This is a genomic window from Geothrix mesophila, assembly GCF_022808835.1.
GTDB lineage: Bacteria > Acidobacteriota > Holophagae > Holophagales > Holophagaceae > Geothrix > Geothrix paludis.
In genome coordinates this window covers 80,210-97,189 of sequence record NZ_JAKZLD010000002.1, presented here as the reverse complement: position 1 = coordinate 97,189, position 16,980 = coordinate 80,210, and the positions used below count along the sequence as shown (strand labels likewise).

Below are 16,980 nucleotides of genomic sequence, written 5' to 3'. Positions count from 1 at the left end.
GGGTTGGAAAGGGATTCCGTCGTATCAGCGCAGTCGTCGCCTCCTGCGAGCACGAGCACTGGAGAACGCCTTCCGGGAAGGGCGCGCCTCGCACGGGCGATGGCCTGTGACATGGACACCACACACCTCCCGGTAGGAATGTTCCGTCAGGGATTCGTCAATGATGATCTAACGGTAATTTAATGAGTCAACCGCCCTTGTGACTCGAGTCACCACCGAATCCCTGTTTGGAAAATCAAATGGTGGACATCAAAACGATAGATCTCTTCCTATGTAGCAATAAGATGCATAGAGGACCTCCACGGCAGCAGATTTTCCAACTCTCCGCTGAGACTCAGGCGCGCGGTTTTTCCGGTCGACCAGATGAAAACCGGGACCCGAAGCCTGAAGGCGCCGGGTCCCGGAAGGGGTGGAGCGGCGGACCAGAGCCGAGGCCCTGGCCCCTCATGTCACTTGAACGTCATGTGGACAGCCTTGATGTCCGCCGTGCGGCCGGGGCCGTGACAGACCATGCACTGCTCGACCTTGAGGAGCGCCGTGGCGCGGGGTTCATAGAAGGCCCCGCCGTTGCCCCGGAAGTGGGCGATCTCCGCCGCGGAATCGTGGCAGCTGGAGCAGGCCGCGGTGATCGGCGAGCTCACCAGCGTCGTGGACGCCGCGTTGGTGTAGTTCGCGCCCGTGTTGCCGGCGTTGACATTGAACGCGTAGCCGGAGCCGTAGGTGGTCGCCGCGGTCACGAAGGGCGAATAGTAGGTGCCCGGAAGGACGTCGGTGCCGTCACCCTTGACGTAGTTGATCGTCGCGGGCGTGGTGCCGGTGGCCACGGTGGTCCAGAGGAGATTCGGCAGCGCGGCGGCGTTGGTGCTGTTGCTGAAGTCGTACGAGCCGGCCACGTGGCAAGCCTCGCAGTTGTTCAGGATGGCCGGGTAGGTGACCTCCCAGTAGTAGTCGCCCGCGGAGACTTCCCAGGAGAACTTGTTGACCCGCTTGTCGGCCGCGTGGATGGCGTGGACGGCATCCTTGATGTTCACGCCCCAGCCGCTGTTCACACGGTTCACGTTGTGGCAGAAGGTGCAGGTCGGCGCGTCGTTGCGCTCGCCGGCGTGATAGACCTTCTCGGTGAACACGCCCAGATAGGCGTGGCAGTCGTTGCACTTCTGGTTGGAGACGATGGAGCGGCGGGCCTTCTGGGCCGCGAAGCCGGTGGGCAAGGTCCCGCTGACCAGCTTCGTGACGTTGGGCGCCGGAACGCTCAGGCCGCCCTTGGTCGTGACCGGATCGTAGGCGAAGATGGCATCCGGCAGGTCAATCTGGGTCAGGGGCTGGGTGCCGTAGCTGTAGACGTAGCCGATGCCTCCCGTGATCTGCGTGGCGGTGGCGGGAATCATCACGCCGGTGAGGGTGGCGGTGTAGTAACCGTCCGCATCAGGTCCGGTCAAGGTCCCGGCGCTCGAGGATCCAGAAGTGTTGGTGGCCTGGGTCCCGTTCCAGATGTTCTTCAGATAGGCACTCGTGGTGGCGTTCCAGTCGGCCGGAGCGGCGATGCCATCCTGCGGCAGACCGTAAGCCAGGTAGAGACTGGGGCTGCCCACGTACCCGTCCATGAGCTCCGTGGTGACGCCGGCGGCGTAGGTGTTGAATGCCACCGGGGCGCCGTCCTTGAGGAACCGGAAGGTGAAGACCGGCTGGGCGCTGGTGTTCAGGGTGACGCTCTTCAGGTCGTAGGTGATCTGGTGTGCGCCGGCCGGCAGGATGCCCTTGTAGTCCGCGACGTACGACCCGTTGGTGTGGGTTCCGGGGCCCCAGTTGCTGTTGGGGGCCACCAGCGGAGTGTGGATGACCTGCATCTGCGAGGCCCCGTGGCAGCCGGCGCAGTTCTGGTCGTTCATCTGGGCGCCGCCGGCATGGTTGGCACCGGTGGCCCAGATGATGGCGTCATGGCAGGCGCCGCAGGCCAGGCGGCTGGGGGTGGTGGCCCAGTTGCCGCCCTGGGGAGCCGCGGAAGCGCTGTGGCACTTGGTGCAGTTCCGCAGGTCCTGCGGGTAGGTCACTTCGTTGTACTGGGTGCCGAACTGGTTGTAGCCCTGGTAGGTGAGGAGCTCACCCGTGTGGATCTTGTGAATCATGTTGGGGAAGTTGGGCAACGCGCGATCCTGGAGCCGCGCGGTGAAGATGCCGTAGGCGCCGGGGACAAGGACGTTGCCCGTGGCGGGCAGGGATTCGGTGGCGCCGTACTTGTGCTGCTCGGTGTGGCAGACCACGCACAGCAGGACGTCATGGATGGGCGGGAAGTAGTTGGCGTGGAAGGACAGCTTGGTATGGCAGCTGTTGCAGGCCGCCTGGTCGGCGATCACCCGCTGGGGATCCGTGGCGGTGACGGCCTTGCCCGTGGAGGGGATGAAGTCGTAGGCCAGGTTGGCGGAATCCAGCGTCTGGATCGTGGTGCCGGGCTGATTCCCGCCCGCCGTGATGATCAGCCGGTGGGTGAGGGTCGGATCGTAGGTCAGGTCGTCCAGGTCAGCCTTGAGGTGGGTGGCATCGTAGACCGTGGCCGCATCCACGTAGCCTTTGACCTTGGTGATGTCCAGGGCGAAGGTGTAGGTGTAGGTGCCGTCGAGGTTGTCCTTCAGCGTTCCGTCGTTCTCATGCTCCGCGAAGTGGGGCACGGCCGTCTGTCCGGCGGCGGGGGTCTCCGTGACGACGTAGTTCACCCAGCGGCTGGGGGTTCCCGTGGCCGCCGCGGCGGGGATCAGCTTGGCGATGCTGAAGCCGAAGTTGGGGTAGTTCCCGCTCGCGTTCTTGACGGCCAGGCCGCTCACCGGAGTGCCCGTGCCATCCGTAATCGTGAAGGTCACGACAGGTGCGCCGCCCATGGTGACGCTATTGATGGATCCCTTGAGAGATAGCTTCGCCCACTGGTCACTGGTGAGCTGCGCGGCGTTCACCGTGATGACGGCGTTGGTGCCGTTGGTGCCATTGGTGCCGTTGGTGCCATTGGTGCCGTTGATGCCGTTGGCGCCGTTCGCTCCGGCCGGACCGGTCTTGCCGTCACAGGCGATCAGCGCCAGGAGCAGGGTGGTGGCCGCGATGGCGCCACAAAGGTGTTTCAAGGGCCGGTGTTGCATGGTTCATCCTCCTTGAGTGAATCGGATGCGTGGATGGGACGAGGTGCCGGAAGCGCTCAGCGGGCCAGGTAGCGCCCGCCATCCTCCGGGTGGGGGAGGACGACGATCAGTGCATGGCCGGTGGTCTGTGGCATGAGGAGCACACACCTCCTGAGCAGCTACTCCATCAGGATTTCGTCAATGAGGATCCTCCGGTATTTTATAGAGTCAACCGACCTTGTGACCTCTGTCACACGGCCCGTGACAATGAATCGGGCCTGGAGGTCCGGGCACGAAAAAGCCCCCGGGTCCTCCCCGGGGGCTGGTCTGGCGGTGAGACCTGGGTCTAGCGGGTCTGGGGTTTCACCCCGGGCTGCCGGGCCACGATGCGCCTCCGAAGGGTCTGGAAGAGGTCGTTCGGCAGGACGTTCTTCGTCACCAGGAAGGCCTTGGAGAGGTAGGGACGGCCCGCGATGATCTTGTCGGCATAGGCGTCCGTGATGCCAGGAAGGGTCTTCAGCTGGTCCTTGGTGGCGCTGTTGATGTCGATGGCCTTTGCTTCGGCTTCGGCCTTGGCCTTGGCCCGGGCCTTGACCTTGGCCGCATTGGTCTTGGTCTTGGCTTCCCTGGCGACCTTGGCGCTCTTGGATTCGACCTTTCGCGGCGGGTCGGTCTCCTCCTGGGCCCGAGCCTGAAGGGCGGGAGAGAGGAGGGCCATGGCGGCCAGGGTCAGCTTCAGAAGAGGGTGCTTCATGGGGACCTCGTGAACCGGAGGCCGAATTCTCCAGCCGCGATGGCGGCCATGTCAATCGGCCATGAGGGCGGGAAATGGGAAAGGACCCGGAGCGAGAAGCGTCCGGGTCCTTTCGGTGGTGCTCAAAGGTCGCCGGGATGGGGCCGGAGCCCCATCCCGGCGGGGGACATCACTTGAAGGTCATGTGGACGGCCTTGATGTCGGCCGTGCGGCCGGAGCCGTGGCAGACCATGCACTGCTCGACCTTCAGCAGGGCGGTGGCGCGGGTGTCGTAGAAGGAGCCACCGTTGCCCTTGAAGTGGGCGACAGCCGCCGAGGAATCGTGGCAGGAGGCGCAAGCCGCCGTGATCGGGGAGATCACGAGGTTGGTCCCGGCGACGTCCTGGGTCAGCGTGCCAGTGGCAGCGCTGTAGCTCGGGCCCGTGCCGTAGTTGGTCGCACCGGTGCCATCCACGTAGGGCGAGATGGAGAAGTAGCCCGTGGGGTTGGTGGTGGGATCCGTGTTGTAGGTGCCCTTGGCGACGGTGCTGAAGAGCATGTTCGGGATGGCCGCAGCGTTGGTGCTGTTGCTGAAGTCGTAGGAACCCGGAACGTGGCAGGCTTCGCAGTTGTTGAGGATCGCCGGGTAGGTCACGTTGGCGAAGGTGTCCGTCGGGGACGGGGCATGCCAGGTGAAGGGCACGGTGCGCTTGCTGCCGCCGTGAATGCCGTGGAGGAAGGTGCTGGCATTCGCGCTCCAGGCGCTGCTGGTCTGGTTGGGGTTGTGGCAGAAGTGGCAGGACTCGGCGTTGTTGCGCTCGCCCGCGTGGTAGGCGGAGGCGGTGAAGACGCCCAGGGTCTTGTGGCAGTCATTGCACTTGGCGGAATCCACGATGTTGCGACGGGCCGTGGAACCACTGACGGTCATGAACTTGTTGGGAGCGGGAACGCTCAGGCCGCCCAGCATCGTGACGGGATCGTAGGCGAAGCTGGTGGTGCCCAGATTGGGAACGTTCGTCTGGGTCAGGGGCTGGCTGTTCTTGTTGTAGGTGTAGCCGAGGCCGCCGCGCAGCAGCGTGGCATTGGCGGGAATCACCACACCAGTCATGGTCAGCGTGTAGTAGCCGCTGGCGTCAGGGCCGGTCAGGGTGCCGACGCCGGTGCCGGTGGCGGTGCCGTTCCAGACCTTCTTGATGTAGGCGGAAGCCGTGGCGTTCACGTCGGCGGGAGCAGTGATGCCGTCCTGGGGCACGGCGAAGGCCATGTAGACGCTGGGGCTGCCCACGAAGTTGTTCATCATCTCGGTGACCGTGCCGGCCGCGTAGGTGTTGAAGACCACGTCCGAGGTCGTGCCGTTGAGGGTCTGCTTGAACTTGAAGGTGAACACCGGATTACGGGTGGCGTTGAGGGTGACACTCTTCAGGTCGTAGTCGATCTTGATGGCGCCCGGAGGCAGGTTGTTGCGGTCGCCGGCCAGGTAGGAACCATTGGTGTAGGCGCCGGTGGCAAAGCTGTCGTTCTTGGGCGACACGGGGATGTGGTTGAGCTTGATGCCAGCGGAGCCGTGGCAGCCGCTGCACTGCAGGTCGCTGGTCTGGGCGCCGCCGCCGTGGTTGGCGCCGGTGTTCCAGTCGATGGCGTCGTGGCAGGCGCCGCAGGCCATGCGGTTCGGGTTGGTGTTCCACGCATCACCCTGGGGGGTGGCGGCGATGGACGCGGTGTGGCAGGTGGAGCAGTTCCGCAGGTCCTGGGGGTAGGTGGTCTCGTTGAAGGGGACGCCCGCGTAGAGGTAGCCCGTCTTGGAGAGTTCCTCGCCCATGTGGAGGCGGTGGATGAAGGCGGGGAAGTCGCCCACGGCCAGACCGTTGATCTTGCGCTGACCATAGGTCTTGGTGCCAGTCGAAGACGTGGCGGCCACGTCGTTGGGATCATAGCCGGTGGCAGTGGTGGCAGCTTCCTTGAAGCCGTACTTGCGCTGGTCGTTGTGGCAGACCACGCAGTAACGGGGATCGATGCGGTTGCCGCCATGCACCTCAAAGCGGGTGTGGCACTTGTTGCAGGAAGCCATATCCACGATGTTGCGCGTATCCGTGGTCGCGGCGGCCGCGCCAGTGGCGGGCACGAAATCGTAGGTGATGTTCGCCGGAGTCAGGATGGGCACGCCGGTGATGCCGCTGTTGGAGCCGTCGGGCGTGTTGGTGCTGGTGCCGCGGGCGTTGCCACCGATCTGGATGGCGATGCGATGGACCAGGTTCGCGTTGTAGGTCACGTCGCCGAGGTCGTCACGGACCTGGTTCTTCGTGGCGTCGTAGGTGTAGTTGTTCAGGAACGCCTGGGCCGCGGTGATGTCGCGGTAGAAGGTGTAGGTGTAGGACCCATCGCCGTGATCCACCAGTGTGCCGGTGTTGTCGGTACTCGGGGTGCTGGGCACGGAGGCGATGGTGTTGCCGGTCTTGGTGTCGATGGTCGGCATCGTGGTGACGACGTAGCTCACCCACTTGCTGGGGCTGCCGCTGGCGCCGGGCACGAGCTTCGCCACGGTGAAGGCGAAGTTGGTGTAGCTGGGGGCTAGGGCACTGGAGGACTTGCTGGTGAAGCCGAGGCCGCTGACAGGGGTGCCCTTGCCGTCGGTGACGGTGAAGTTGACGACGGGCTTGGCGCCCATGGTCACGCTGGTGACGCTGCCGTTGAGGGACAGCTGGCCCCACTGGTCGGGGGTGAGCTGGGCGGCGTTCACGGTGATGACGGCGTTGGTGCCATTGGTGCCATTGGTGCCATTGGTGCCGTTGGTGCCGTTGGTGCCGTTCGCACCGGCGGGGCCCGTCTTGCCGTTACAGCCGATCAGCACCAGGGCGACGGCTGCGGTGGCGATCAGGCCGCAGAGCTGTTTCAAAGGTCGGTGTTGCATGCTGCATTCTCCTTAGGGGAGTCAAACTGCGGTTGGGTGGGCGGTGGGTGAAGGTGTCTGTCGGCTTGGCTGGATAGGCACCTCCTTACTGGAAGCTCGTGCCGTGGCACAGGGTGTTGTTGAAGCAGCCGGGCGCGGTGCCGGCGGGCGCCGGGGTCACGGGCTTCAGCGAGGAGTTGGCGCCGTTGGCATGGCACTGGGCGCACGCCGGGGCATTCCCGCTGTTCGTGTTGACATGGCTGGGCGAAACAAACGTGGGACCACGCCAGGGGGCGTCGGGGTGGGGCGCCTTGGTGTGGCAGGATTTGCAGGACACGGCGGGGCCATCGGTGTAGTTGGGGCCGTGGCACTTGGTGCAGTAGGCGAAGCCTGCGCCGTCGACCACCGCGCCGCTGACCATCTGGGTCACGGCCGGCGCCGCCTGGGCGCCGAGGCGGCCGTGCTGGCTGGGATCGGCCCAGCCGGCGGGGTGGTTCACGCTGGTGTGGCAGCTGAAGCAGCTGACCTTCGAGATGCCGCCGGCCTGGGCGGGATCGGAGGTCGATCCGTGGCAGCTCCGGCACTGGTCCGGGGCCTTCACGTATTCCGCGTAGTGGACCTGGATCCAGTTCGCAGGGTGCTGCCCGGTGGTGGGATTGAACGGAGCGGCCTTGCCCGCGGTCCCGGCGCAGCCCCAGGCGAGGAGCGCGAGGGCCAGCGCGAAGCAGCTTCCGGCCATCAGTTTCATTCGGCTCATGGTGTTCCCCTTGGACGCGATGCGGATCTCTACCGGTGGCAGGCTGCGCACTTGTCGTTGTTGGCTCGGCCGTGGCAGGCGTAGCAGCTCGACGGATCCATCTTTCCTTCGATGCGGTGCTGGGTCATGAAGTCGCCCCGGTGCGGCGACTGCAGGTCAGGCCGGTCGCTGAAGCGGGTGGAGGGCTTCATGGGGACCTTGCCACCGTGGCAGTCGGCGCAGAAGGACTGGGCATGGCAGGCGGCGCAGGTGTTGGAATCCTGGTTGGCCTGGAAGCGGTGGTCCTTCACGAAGGTGGGCGTGTGGTCGAAGGCGGCGAAGGGCTTCTGCGCACCCTTGGCCACGTCATTGCTGTGGCACTCGGAGCAGATGGGACGACCCGCGCCCAACTCCTGGGGGTGGGTCGCCGCGAAGCTCGCCTCGGGCGAGATGAGGCTGCATGCCATCAGGACGCCGAGCCCCAGGGCGATGCCGATGATCTGGAATACGGTCTTCCGGGCCATTAGCGGCCTCCCTTCTTGGCAAAGCCGAAGCGGTACTCGGCCCGCAGCAGGCCGCGGGTCTCGTGCTTGGCGACGGCGGTGCTGCCGTAGCTGACATCGCCGGACACCTTCACGTTCGAGGTGGCCTGGTACCCGAGCGAGCCCACCACCTCATACAGGTTCCGGATTCCGACGAGGTAGGGGTTGTCGTTCTCGTAGCGCTGGAGAATGCCGTCCAGGCTGGCGGAGAGCTTGCCCCGGTTGACCATGCCCCAGATGCGGGCCTCCTTGTGGCTCAGGCTCCGGTAGGGGGTGGCGGGATCCACGAACTTGGTGTTGGCGGCGTTCACCCAGTGGGCGCCGATGCCGCCGAGGAAGGTCCGCTCGCTGGTGGACCAGCGGAACTCGCCGCCCGCGCGGTTCACGTCGCCGAAGGTCTCGCGGTGCATGTGGCGGTAGTCGGCCACCAGCTGGACGCCCGTGGGGGCGTTCCAGGTGACGCTGCCTCCGAAGCCGCGGAACAGGTCGTTCTCGTCCTGGCGGAAGAGGGAGGGCAGGTTCGTCCCGGCGAAGTAGTTGACGAAATCCCGCTCGGCATAGTTGCCGGTCACGGTGACCTGGCTGCCCAGCTTCACGGTGGCGGTGTAGTCGTGCTCGGCGAGGTTGGTCCTCTCGTTGGCGACGTTGAACACCGTCCGCCCGCGGAAGTCCAGGAGGGCGCCGGCGCCGAAGTGGACATCAGCGCCCAGCATCTTGCGGGTGTAATCGGTCGGGGACGGGATGTCGAGATCCTTGGCGGCCTTCGATCCATCCTGGAGGTAGGAGATGCCGACCTCGGCGGTCTGGGCGACGCGCCAGCCGAGGCGGGTGCCGAAGATGAAGTCCCGCTGGTATTCGTAGTCGGACTGGTTCCGGGGATCCACCGTCTTGTAGTAGACGGGCTTCCCGCCGAAGGCCGACAGGGTGAAGCCGCCCCGCAGGTCGGTCCGGACGCTGACGCCGTCCACCTGCTCGAAGCCGGTGGCCTGGTTGGTGGTGAAGCGCCCGGCCTTGATCTCGGCGTTCGCCTGGTCGAAGCGGTACTGGAGGTAGCCGTAGTTCAGGTAGCCGCCGGACTTCGAACCGTCGAAGTTGCTGGCGTCACGGAGATCCGTCCGGCCCCAGCCGAAGAGGTGCAGGGACAAGTTGTCCATGCCCAGTTTGGTGGCGTCGATGCCCAGGTACTGGGTGGCCGGGGTGAAGGTGGCCTTGTCAAAGCCCGGCGTCTCCTGCTTCCACATCTGGGCCATGGTGGTGCCGTAGAGGCTCACCTCCTGGCCCCAGGCCGTGGCAGACATCAGTGTGGCAAGCAGGACCACTTGGGTTCGTGGCTTCATGATTCGCCTCATGCGGTGGCGTGAATGGACCGGGGTGGAATGGCAGAAGAAACAGAAGTGGAATCTTTGGAAAAGCCGGCCAGTGCAAGCTGAGACGCGGATGAAAGTAGATCCTGGCGTCAGAAACAAAACTATAGTCCCCACTCTGGCTACCTCAAGGGTGAAAATGCTCGATTCGTTCATGAACGTATGGTTAATTAAGACATTTGAAGGCATTCACCCATTTTTATTAAAGCAATTAAAATTATCTATTTGGATCAATGACGATGCCCCGGAATAGACCATTCGAGGGATTTCGGTTCCAACAGATTTACCCTCAGCGGACAAAGTTGTGACCTTTGACACTGGGTGAAGGTTCCCGCCTTCGAGGCCGGATTTCTGGCATGGGAACCCCGGGTTCGCGGAATACGGGGCCAAGTGTCCGCTCCCGGACATCCGGTCTGCTTCCCCTGGTCGGACCACACTCCCTGTGACCCCGGGCACTGGCGCGACTCTGCATACTTCCGGCTTGGAAAAGGTTGGAGGTTTTCAATGACACAGAGCACCCTCGCGCTGGGGGTGGAGGCGGTGGGATGCGCCGCCTTCGATGCCGGCATCAAGGGCGCGTTCGGTTACCCGGGCACGCCATCCACAGAGGGGTTCGAGGCCGTCGAGCTGCTCATCCATGGCGCCCAGGACGGCCGGGTGGCCCAGTGGGCGGCCAATGAGAAGGTGGCCTACGACCTGGCCCTTGGCCTGAGCTACACCGGGCACCGCGCCCTGGTGACCATGAAGCACGTGGGCCTGAACGTGGCCATGGACGCCTTCGCCAACTCGGCCCTGACGGGTGTCCGGGGCGGCCTGGTCCTCCTGGTGGCCGATGATCCGGGCATGCACAGCAGCCAGAACGAGCAGGACAGCCGCCGCCTGGCCGAATTCGCCTGGCTGCCATGCCTCGAACCTTCCACCGTCCAGGAATGTTACGACTTCACGTTCCGGGCCTTCGAGCTGTCCGAGGCCCTCCAGGTGCCCGTGATGCTCCGCATCGTCACGCGTCTAGCCCACTGCCGGGCCGCCCTGGCCCGCCGGGCCACCCAGGCTCCCACCAGCCTCGGCCTGGCGCCCGAGTCCACCATCCAGGACTGGGTGCTCATCCCCTCCAACGCCCGCCGCCGCTATGTGGACCTGCTGGACAAGCAGCCCCGCCTCATGGCCGAGACCACCCCCCTCAACCGCCTGATCCCCGGCACCGTCCGCCGCGGCGTGGCCCTGGCCGGCATGGGGCGGGCCTACTTCGGCCAGCTGCTGCACGAGAACCCCGGGCTCGCCGCCCTGCCCCGCCTGGAGATCGCCGCGTATCCCGTGGACCCCGCCCTGGAGCAGGCCTTCCTGGGCCAGGTGGACGAGGTGCTGGTCTTCGAGGAGGACTACCCGGTGCTGGAGGAGCGCCTCGGCCTCCGCGGCACGGCCGCCGTCCGGGGCCGCCTGGACGGCGCCCTGCCCCGGACCGGGGAGCTGTCCCCCCGCCTCTTGAAGAAGGCCCTGGACCTGGAGCCTCCCACGGGAAAGGCGGCCATCAGCCTGGAACTGCCCGTGCGCGCCCCCCGCTTCTGCGACGGGTGCGGCCACGTGGATGCCTACGGGGCCGTGCAGCAGGCCCTGGCCAACGTGGGCGCCCCGGATGCCCGCGTCTTCGGTGACATCGGCTGCTACACCCTGGCCGCCCAGGAGCCCATGGCCGCCATCCACGCGGTGGTGGAGATGGGCGCCAGCATCAGCATGGCCGTGGGCGCCGCCCTGGCGGGCCAGACCCCCGCGGTGGCGGTCATCGGCGATTCCACCTTCGGCCACAGCGGCCTGCCGGCCCTGCTCACGGCGGCGGACGCGGGCGTGAACGTCACCGTGGTCATCCTCGACAACCGCGTGGTGGGCATGACCGGCCAGCAGCCCAGCCAGGCCCTCGACCAGGTGGAGCGCATGGTGCGCGGCATGGGCATCGCGGAGGACCAGCTCCAGGTGCTGCTGCCCGTGCCCAAGCAGCACGAGACCAACGTGGCCGCCATGGAGGCGGCCCTGCGGCACCCCGGTCCTTCCGTGGTGGTGTTCCGTCGCGAGTGCATCCAGTCCATCCGCCGGGGCGTGCTGAAGGAGCACGACCGGGAGGAGAAGGCCCGGCAGGAAACCGCCTGCTGCGGCGCGGAGGTCCGTCCATGAGCGAGTCCCGCATCCACGGCATCGTCCTGTCCGGCGTCGGCGGCCAGGGGGTGCTCTCCCTCGCCCAGATCCTGCTGGAGGCCCTGCGCCGCAGCGACCTCCATGCGCTGCAATCCGAGATCCACGGTATGAGCCAGCGGGGCGGCAGCGTCCACGCCCAGGTCTGCTACTCGAAGGTGCCCCTCACCTCGCCCATCCTCGACGAGGGCGGCGCGGACCTGCTCATCGCCCTGGAACCCCTGGAGGCCCTGCGCTACGTATCCATGCTCCGCATGGACGGGCACCTGGTCGTCTCGGAGGAGCCCCAGATGGACATGGCTGGCTACCCGCCCCTGGACGACGTCTACGCCGCCCTCAAGGCGGTACGGGGCGCCCACCTCATCGACACCGAGGACCTGGCGCGGCGCCTCAACCACCGCCAGGCCGGCGGCATGGCCCTGCTGGGCATGGCCTCCCGGTTCCTGCCCATCGAGGATGAGGTCTGGCGCGAGGTCATCGCCCAGCGCTTCGAAACCAAGGGTGCCCGCGTCACCGAGAAGAACCTCGAGGCTTTCGAGGCCGGCCGCGGCCTGATCCACGACCCCGTAGGAGCCTGACATGCACACGACCGCGGGATTCCTCCACGAGGGGCGGGCCTACGGCCTGCTCGCCGCCGCCGGCCTGCGGGTGCCCCGCCACGGCTTCCTGGAGGCCGGGCCCCTGCCTTTCGTCCCCGGCGAGCCCATCGTCCTCAAGGGCATCGCGGACCAGCTCTGGCACAAGTCCGACCAGGGCGCCGTCCACTTCGGGCCCTTCGAGCCGGAGGCCCTGAAGGCCGAGGCGGCCGCCATGAAGCAGCGCGTCTCCAGCCATCCCTGGATCGGCGGGCTGGTGTGCGAGAGGGTCGCGTTCAAACGCTTGGCGGGGCTGCCCACGGAGGCCCTGGTCTCCCTGAAGCGCGATCCCGAGGCCGGCTGGCTCGTGGTCTGCGGCATCGGTGGCCTCCAGGCGGACGCCTGGGCCGCCCTGGCCCCGCCCATGATCTGGCCCCTGGCCCTCTGCACGCCGGAGCAGGCCCTGGCGGACCTGCGCGAGCACTGGCTGGGCCGCACCTGGCTGGGCCGCCAGCGGGGCGCCGAGGCGCTCACCGACGAAGGGAAGCTCCTCGCCTTCCTCCAGGGCCTCTGGAAAGCCGCCGAGGGTCTGGCCCGCGAAGGCGTCACCCTCCTGGAATTGAATCCCGTGGTGCTGGACAGCGACGGCCTGCCCACGGCCCTGGACGGCGTGGGCACCCTCGAGGCGGCCGCGACCGAACCGCCCGCCACGCCGGACCCGTCCTGGTACCGGGCCCTGGTGGCGCCCCGCGACCTGGTGATCGCTGGCGTCTCCAGTCGCGAAGGCACCGTGGGCCGGATCATCCTGGAGAACGTCCAGCGCTCCGCCCTCCCCGCCGGGGCCATCCGCCTCATCAAGCCCGGCGCCACGGAGTTCCTGGGCCTGCCCTGCCTCGGCTCGGTCGCCGACCTGGCCACGGCCCCCACGGACCAGCTCATCCTCTCCCTGCCCGCGCCCCTGACCCTGGAGGTGGTGGAGCAGCTCTGCCGCCAGGGCGGCGGCGCCACGGTGGTGTACGTGGTGGCCGGGGGCCTGGGCGACGGCGCGGACACCGAGGGCCTCGGCAAGAAGCTCGTGGCCTGCCTGGATGAGCATCGCCGCGCCGGGAAGTGGACGCCGGCCCTGGTGGGACCCAACGGCCTGGGCCTCTACAGCCCGGACCTGGACCTGAACACCCTCTTCATCCCCGACGAGAAGCTGCCTCTGCGGCCCCGGCCCGGCCATGCGGCCCTGGTGAGCCAGAGCGGCGCCTTCCTCATCACCCGCCTGAGCCGCCGGCCCGAGCTGGGCCTGCGGGCCGCCGTGGCCATCGGCAACCAGATGGACCTCCGCTGCTCGGACTTCCTGGCGGGCTTCGGCGCGGATCCCGCCGTGAAGGTGGTGGGCGCCTACCTGGAGGGCTTCGCCCCCGGGGACCTCCGGGCCACGGCCGAAGCCGCCAAGCAGCTCCGCGCCGCGGGTCGCCGCGTGCTGCTCTACAAGGGCGGGCGCAGCCAGGAGGGCATGGCCGCCGCCAGCAGCCACACCGGCGCCCTGGCGGGCGACCACGCGCTCCAGGCCAGCCTGCTGCGCCGGGCGGGCGCCATGCTCGCCGAGCGCATCGAGGCCTTCGACGCGGCCCTCTCCTGGCTGGCCGCCTATGCCGAGGGGACGCCCCGTCGCGTGGCCATCGTGACCAACGCGGGCTTCGAGTCGGTGGCCTCAGCGGATCTGCTGACGGGGCCTTTTCGGGGCGCGAAGCTCACGGAAGCCGAGACGGCGGCCCTCGCGGCCGCCATCGAGGCCCACGGCCTCACGGGCCTCGTGAGCGCCCGCCTGCCCCTGGACCTCACGCCCATGGCCGACGAGGCCGCCTACCTGGCCGGCACCAGGCTGCTGCTCCAGTCGGAGGCCGATGCCGTAGTGGTGGGCCTGGTGCCCCTCACCCGCCGCCTGGGCACCGCGGATCCGACGGCCTTCGGCCCCTTCGCCCGGGCCCTGAAGGACCTGGCCCTGGAAAGCGGCAAGTGGGTGGGCGTGGTCGTGGAGGGCGGCGCCATCTACGACGCCTACCGCCAGGGCCTCCGCCAAGCCGGCCTGCCGGTCTTCCTCACCATGGAGGAGGCCCTGGAGGGCCTGCGGGTCATCGCCTCGGAACAATAAGAACAGGGACTGGAACGCGAAGCGCGAAGGGATATCGGCTTGCGGTCGACACTTCCTCGCAGAGCCCCAGACCCCGATTTCGCGGTATTCGCGCTTTTCTTCGCGCCCTTCGCGTTCCGATCCTTTCTTTCCCGCCCCTCTGTGATCTCCGGCATGGCCAGGAGGCGGATCTGGGGTCAGACTCTATTTCGGACCTGAAAGGGCCGAAATGTCCCGAATCCTGCCCCCCATGCGCACCCTCCTGCCCGCGGAGCACGGGAGCTGGTTCATGCTCGGATTCCCATTGGTGCTGGGGCTTCTGGTCCGGCCGAGCCTGGCCGGGCTGGGCCTGGGCCTGGCCGCCCTGGCTTTCTTCCTGGCTCGGCCACCCCTCCGGCGGGTGCTCACGGGGCAGCGGGACCTCCTCCAGGTCCGCGCCCTTCTGATGTTTGGATGCCTCGCCGGGGCCTTCGGGGGTCTCGCCCTCTGGCTTTCGGGCCCACGATTCCTGATTCCCCTCGCCCTCGCGGCCCCCCTGGTCTTCCTCGCCCTCCGGGCCGACCTTCAGCGGGCCGTGCGTTCCCTGGCCGTGGAGCTGGCCGCCCAGGGCGCCTTCGCGGGCCTGGCTGCCGCCATCCTCACGGCCGGCGGGAGTTCCTTTCCCGAAGCGGGCCGGGCCTGGCTGTTGACGGCCCTGATGGGTGGCGCCAACCTCGCCCACGTCCGACGGCTCCTGGGCCATGCCCACCACCTCGCCCCGGAGGAACTGAACCGCCGGCGAACCCCCGTGCATGTCCTGCATCTGCTGCTGATCGGCGCGTCGGCCATCCTGCTCGCGCCCCGGGGAACGAGCGGCCTCCTGTGGACCGCCTGGACCGGCCTGCTCTACCTCCGGGCCCTGCTCCCCTACAGGCCCCTCCCTGCCCGCACCCTGGGCTGGCGGGAGGGTGGCCTGAGCGTGCTGGGCCTGCTGCTCCTCTGGCGGGCCCTGCTCTGATCTCGATCACAACTCGGGATGGACTCCCGAATCACCCCCCGTGTGCTACAAATCAGAAGTAATATTCCGGAATGATCTTCTCGACCGCCACAGGCTACGCTCTCCGTGCCCTCGCCGCCCTTCCCGAGGATGGAAGCTTCTGCTTGGCCAAGGACCTGTCGTCCCGTCTGGAGATCCCCGGCCCCTACCTGGCGAAGATCCTCCAGGGCCTGGTGCAGGCGGAGATCCTCGAATCTGTGCGGGGCCCCAAGGGCGGCTTCCGCCTGCTGCGCCCCTCCCACCGCATCACCGTGGGCGAGGTGGTCGTGGCCCTGGAGGGTCCGAACTCCATGGACGGCTGCATCATGGGCTTCCCCACCTGCGGCGGCGACCACCCCTGCCCCCTGCACGAGGCCTGGGGCGCCGTGAAGGCCCAGGTGGCCACCTCCATGACCGAGGCCACCATCCGGGACCTCCAGCTCATGGACCTGCGGCACCAGAAGGATGGCAAGGGCCGGCCGCCCTGCGAGAAGCCCTGAGTTCAGGCCTGGATCTGGATCCTGCGCCTTGAATCGCCCCGGTTTTGCCCTAAATTAGGACTTATCGGTCCGTTTCCACCCTGCCTGCCCCTGGAGCCCAGCCATGAGCCTCCTCGCCGAACTCGACCTCGAAGCCCGGCCCCTGCTGGGAGCCGCTCTCGCCACCTTGGCCCTCGGCGTGGCCGTGGCCCTGGGCAGCCGGGGCGGACGCTGGCTGGATCCGGCCCTCCTGGGCTACTTGCTGGCCACCCTCTTCGCCTGCTTCGGCGTGGCCTACCGCTACATCTCCTGGATCGAGCGGCCTGCCACGCGGATGTACTTCCGCCACACGCTGCGGACCCTGCTCTCGCCCCGGGTCTTCAGGGCCCTGCCGAAGATGGCCCTGCTGGCCCTGGACCAGATCCTCCTCCAGCGCTTCATCGAGAAGCGCTCCCTCAAGCGCTGGGGCGCCCACGCCCTTCTGGCCTGGGGCTGCCTCCTGGGCTTCGCGGTGACCATCCCGCTGGTCTTCGGCTGGGTCCGGTTCACCAGCGAGGGCCTGGACGCCACCCGCTACCAGGCCTGGGTGCTGGGCTTCCCCGCGGGCTCCTTCCCTCTCGACAGCTTCATCGCCTTCTGCAGCTTCCACATCCTCGACCTGGCCGCCGTCATGGTCATCGCCGGCTGCGTGCTGAGCCTCATCCGCCGCAAGCAGGACGAGGGCGACACCGCCACCCAGCGCTTCGACCTGGACCTGCTGCCCCTGGTGCTTCTCATCGCCGTGAGCATGACGGGCCTGATGCTCACCGCCTCGGAGAAGTGGCTCCAGGGCCGCAACTTCGCCACTCTGGCCTTCCTCCACGAGCTGACAGTCATTCTCTTGCTGCTGGGCCTGCCCTTCGGCAAGCTCTTCCACGTGGTGCAGCGGCCCGCCCAGCTGGGCGTGACGATCTACAAGGCCGAGGGCGAGGCCGAAGGCCGCCTGGCCTGCAAGGGCTGCGGCGCGCCCTTCATCCGGGCCAACCAGCGCCGCGACCTCGGGGAGCTGTGGAAAGTGCTGGAGCTGGATGGCGCGCGGCACAGCGCGTCCGTCCACCACCTGGACCTCTGCCCCAGGTGCAAGCGGCGTCTGGTGGCCAAGGCCCAGGGGGACCGGCTCCACGGGGCCTTCGATCCCTTCGCCACCATCCCGGTCCACGCCGAGCCCATCCCCGATCCCACCTCCCTGAGGGCCTGACC

General features: G+C 67.5%; 13 protein-coding genes. 7 read left to right on the top strand and 6 right to left on the bottom strand.

Going from position 1 to position 16,980, the window contains the following annotated elements; translation table 11 throughout:
• Positions 1-449: 449 nt before the first annotated feature.
• From MLG87_RS07845 to MLG87_RS07820, 6 genes are all read right to left on the bottom strand, one after another.
• On the bottom strand, positions 450-3,125 hold the full coding sequence (locus MLG87_RS07845) for an OmcA/MtrC family decaheme c-type cytochrome (protein WP_243294646.1): 2,676 nt from the start codon (positions 3,123-3,125) through the stop codon (positions 450-452).
• A gap of 325 nt (positions 3,126-3,450) precedes the next feature.
• Positions 3,451-3,858 (bottom strand): ComEA family DNA-binding protein, encoded by a 408-nt coding sequence (locus MLG87_RS07840; protein WP_243294645.1) that lies wholly within the window; start codon positions 3,856-3,858, stop codon positions 3,451-3,453.
• Between the two features lie 169 nt (positions 3,859-4,027).
• On the bottom strand, positions 4,028-6,745 hold the full coding sequence (locus tag MLG87_RS07835; RefSeq protein ID WP_243294644.1) for an OmcA/MtrC family decaheme c-type cytochrome: 2,718 nt from the start codon (positions 6,743-6,745) through the stop codon (positions 4,028-4,030).
• 85 nt (positions 6,746-6,830) lie between these two features.
• Positions 6,831-7,481, bottom strand: a complete 651-nt coding sequence (locus tag MLG87_RS07830) for a hypothetical protein (RefSeq protein ID WP_243294643.1) — start codon at positions 7,479-7,481, stop codon at positions 6,831-6,833.
• 29 nt (positions 7,482-7,510) lie between these two features.
• Positions 7,511-7,984: a hypothetical protein gene (locus MLG87_RS07825; protein ID WP_243294642.1), complete on the bottom strand. Its 474-nt coding sequence runs from the start codon at positions 7,982-7,984 to the stop codon at positions 7,511-7,513.
• Complete coding sequence (locus MLG87_RS07820) at positions 7,984-9,339, bottom strand: hypothetical protein (RefSeq protein WP_243294641.1); 1,356 nt, start codon at positions 9,337-9,339, stop codon at positions 7,984-7,986. Before MLG87_RS07820 ends, MLG87_RS07825 begins: the two co-directional genes overlap by 1 nt.
• Here MLG87_RS07820 and MLG87_RS07815 point away from each other — a divergent pair.
• From MLG87_RS07815 to MLG87_RS07785, 7 genes are all read left to right on the top strand, one after another.
• Positions 9,338-9,619 (top strand): hypothetical protein, encoded by a 282-nt coding sequence (locus tag MLG87_RS07815; protein WP_243294640.1) that lies wholly within the window; start codon positions 9,338-9,340, stop codon positions 9,617-9,619. The genes MLG87_RS07820 and MLG87_RS07815 overlap by 2 nt on opposite strands.
• A 251-nt stretch (positions 9,620-9,870) precedes the next feature.
• Complete coding sequence (locus tag MLG87_RS07810) at positions 9,871-11,532, top strand: thiamine pyrophosphate-dependent enzyme (protein WP_243294639.1); 1,662 nt, start codon at positions 9,871-9,873, stop codon at positions 11,530-11,532.
• Positions 11,529-12,128, top strand: coding sequence for an indolepyruvate oxidoreductase subunit beta (locus MLG87_RS07805; protein WP_243294638.1), 600 nt, complete (start codon positions 11,529-11,531; stop codon positions 12,126-12,128). The genes MLG87_RS07810 and MLG87_RS07805 overlap by 4 nt, the downstream gene beginning before the upstream one ends.
• Position 12,129: 1 nt before the next feature.
• Entirely contained in the window at positions 12,130-14,268 is a 2,139-nt protein-coding gene (locus MLG87_RS07800) for an acetate--CoA ligase family protein (RefSeq protein WP_243294637.1), read from the top strand.
• Positions 14,269-14,476: 208 nt separating this feature from the next.
• The gene (locus MLG87_RS07795; protein ID WP_243294636.1) at positions 14,477-15,244 is read left to right on the top strand and encodes a YwiC-like family protein; all 768 of its coding nucleotides are present in this window, start codon (positions 14,477-14,479) and stop codon (positions 15,242-15,244) included.
• 71 nt (positions 15,245-15,315) lie between these two features.
• The gene (locus MLG87_RS07790) at positions 15,316-15,762 is read left to right on the top strand and encodes an RrF2 family transcriptional regulator (RefSeq protein WP_243294635.1); all 447 of its coding nucleotides are present in this window, start codon (positions 15,316-15,318) and stop codon (positions 15,760-15,762) included.
• A gap of 103 nt (positions 15,763-15,865) precedes the next feature.
• Positions 15,866-16,978 carry a hypothetical protein gene (locus MLG87_RS07785; protein ID WP_243294634.1) on the top strand — a complete coding sequence of 371 codons (1,113 nt, stop codon included), beginning with the start codon at positions 15,866-15,868 and terminating at the stop codon, positions 16,976-16,978.
• Positions 16,979-16,980 lie beyond the last annotated feature (2 nt).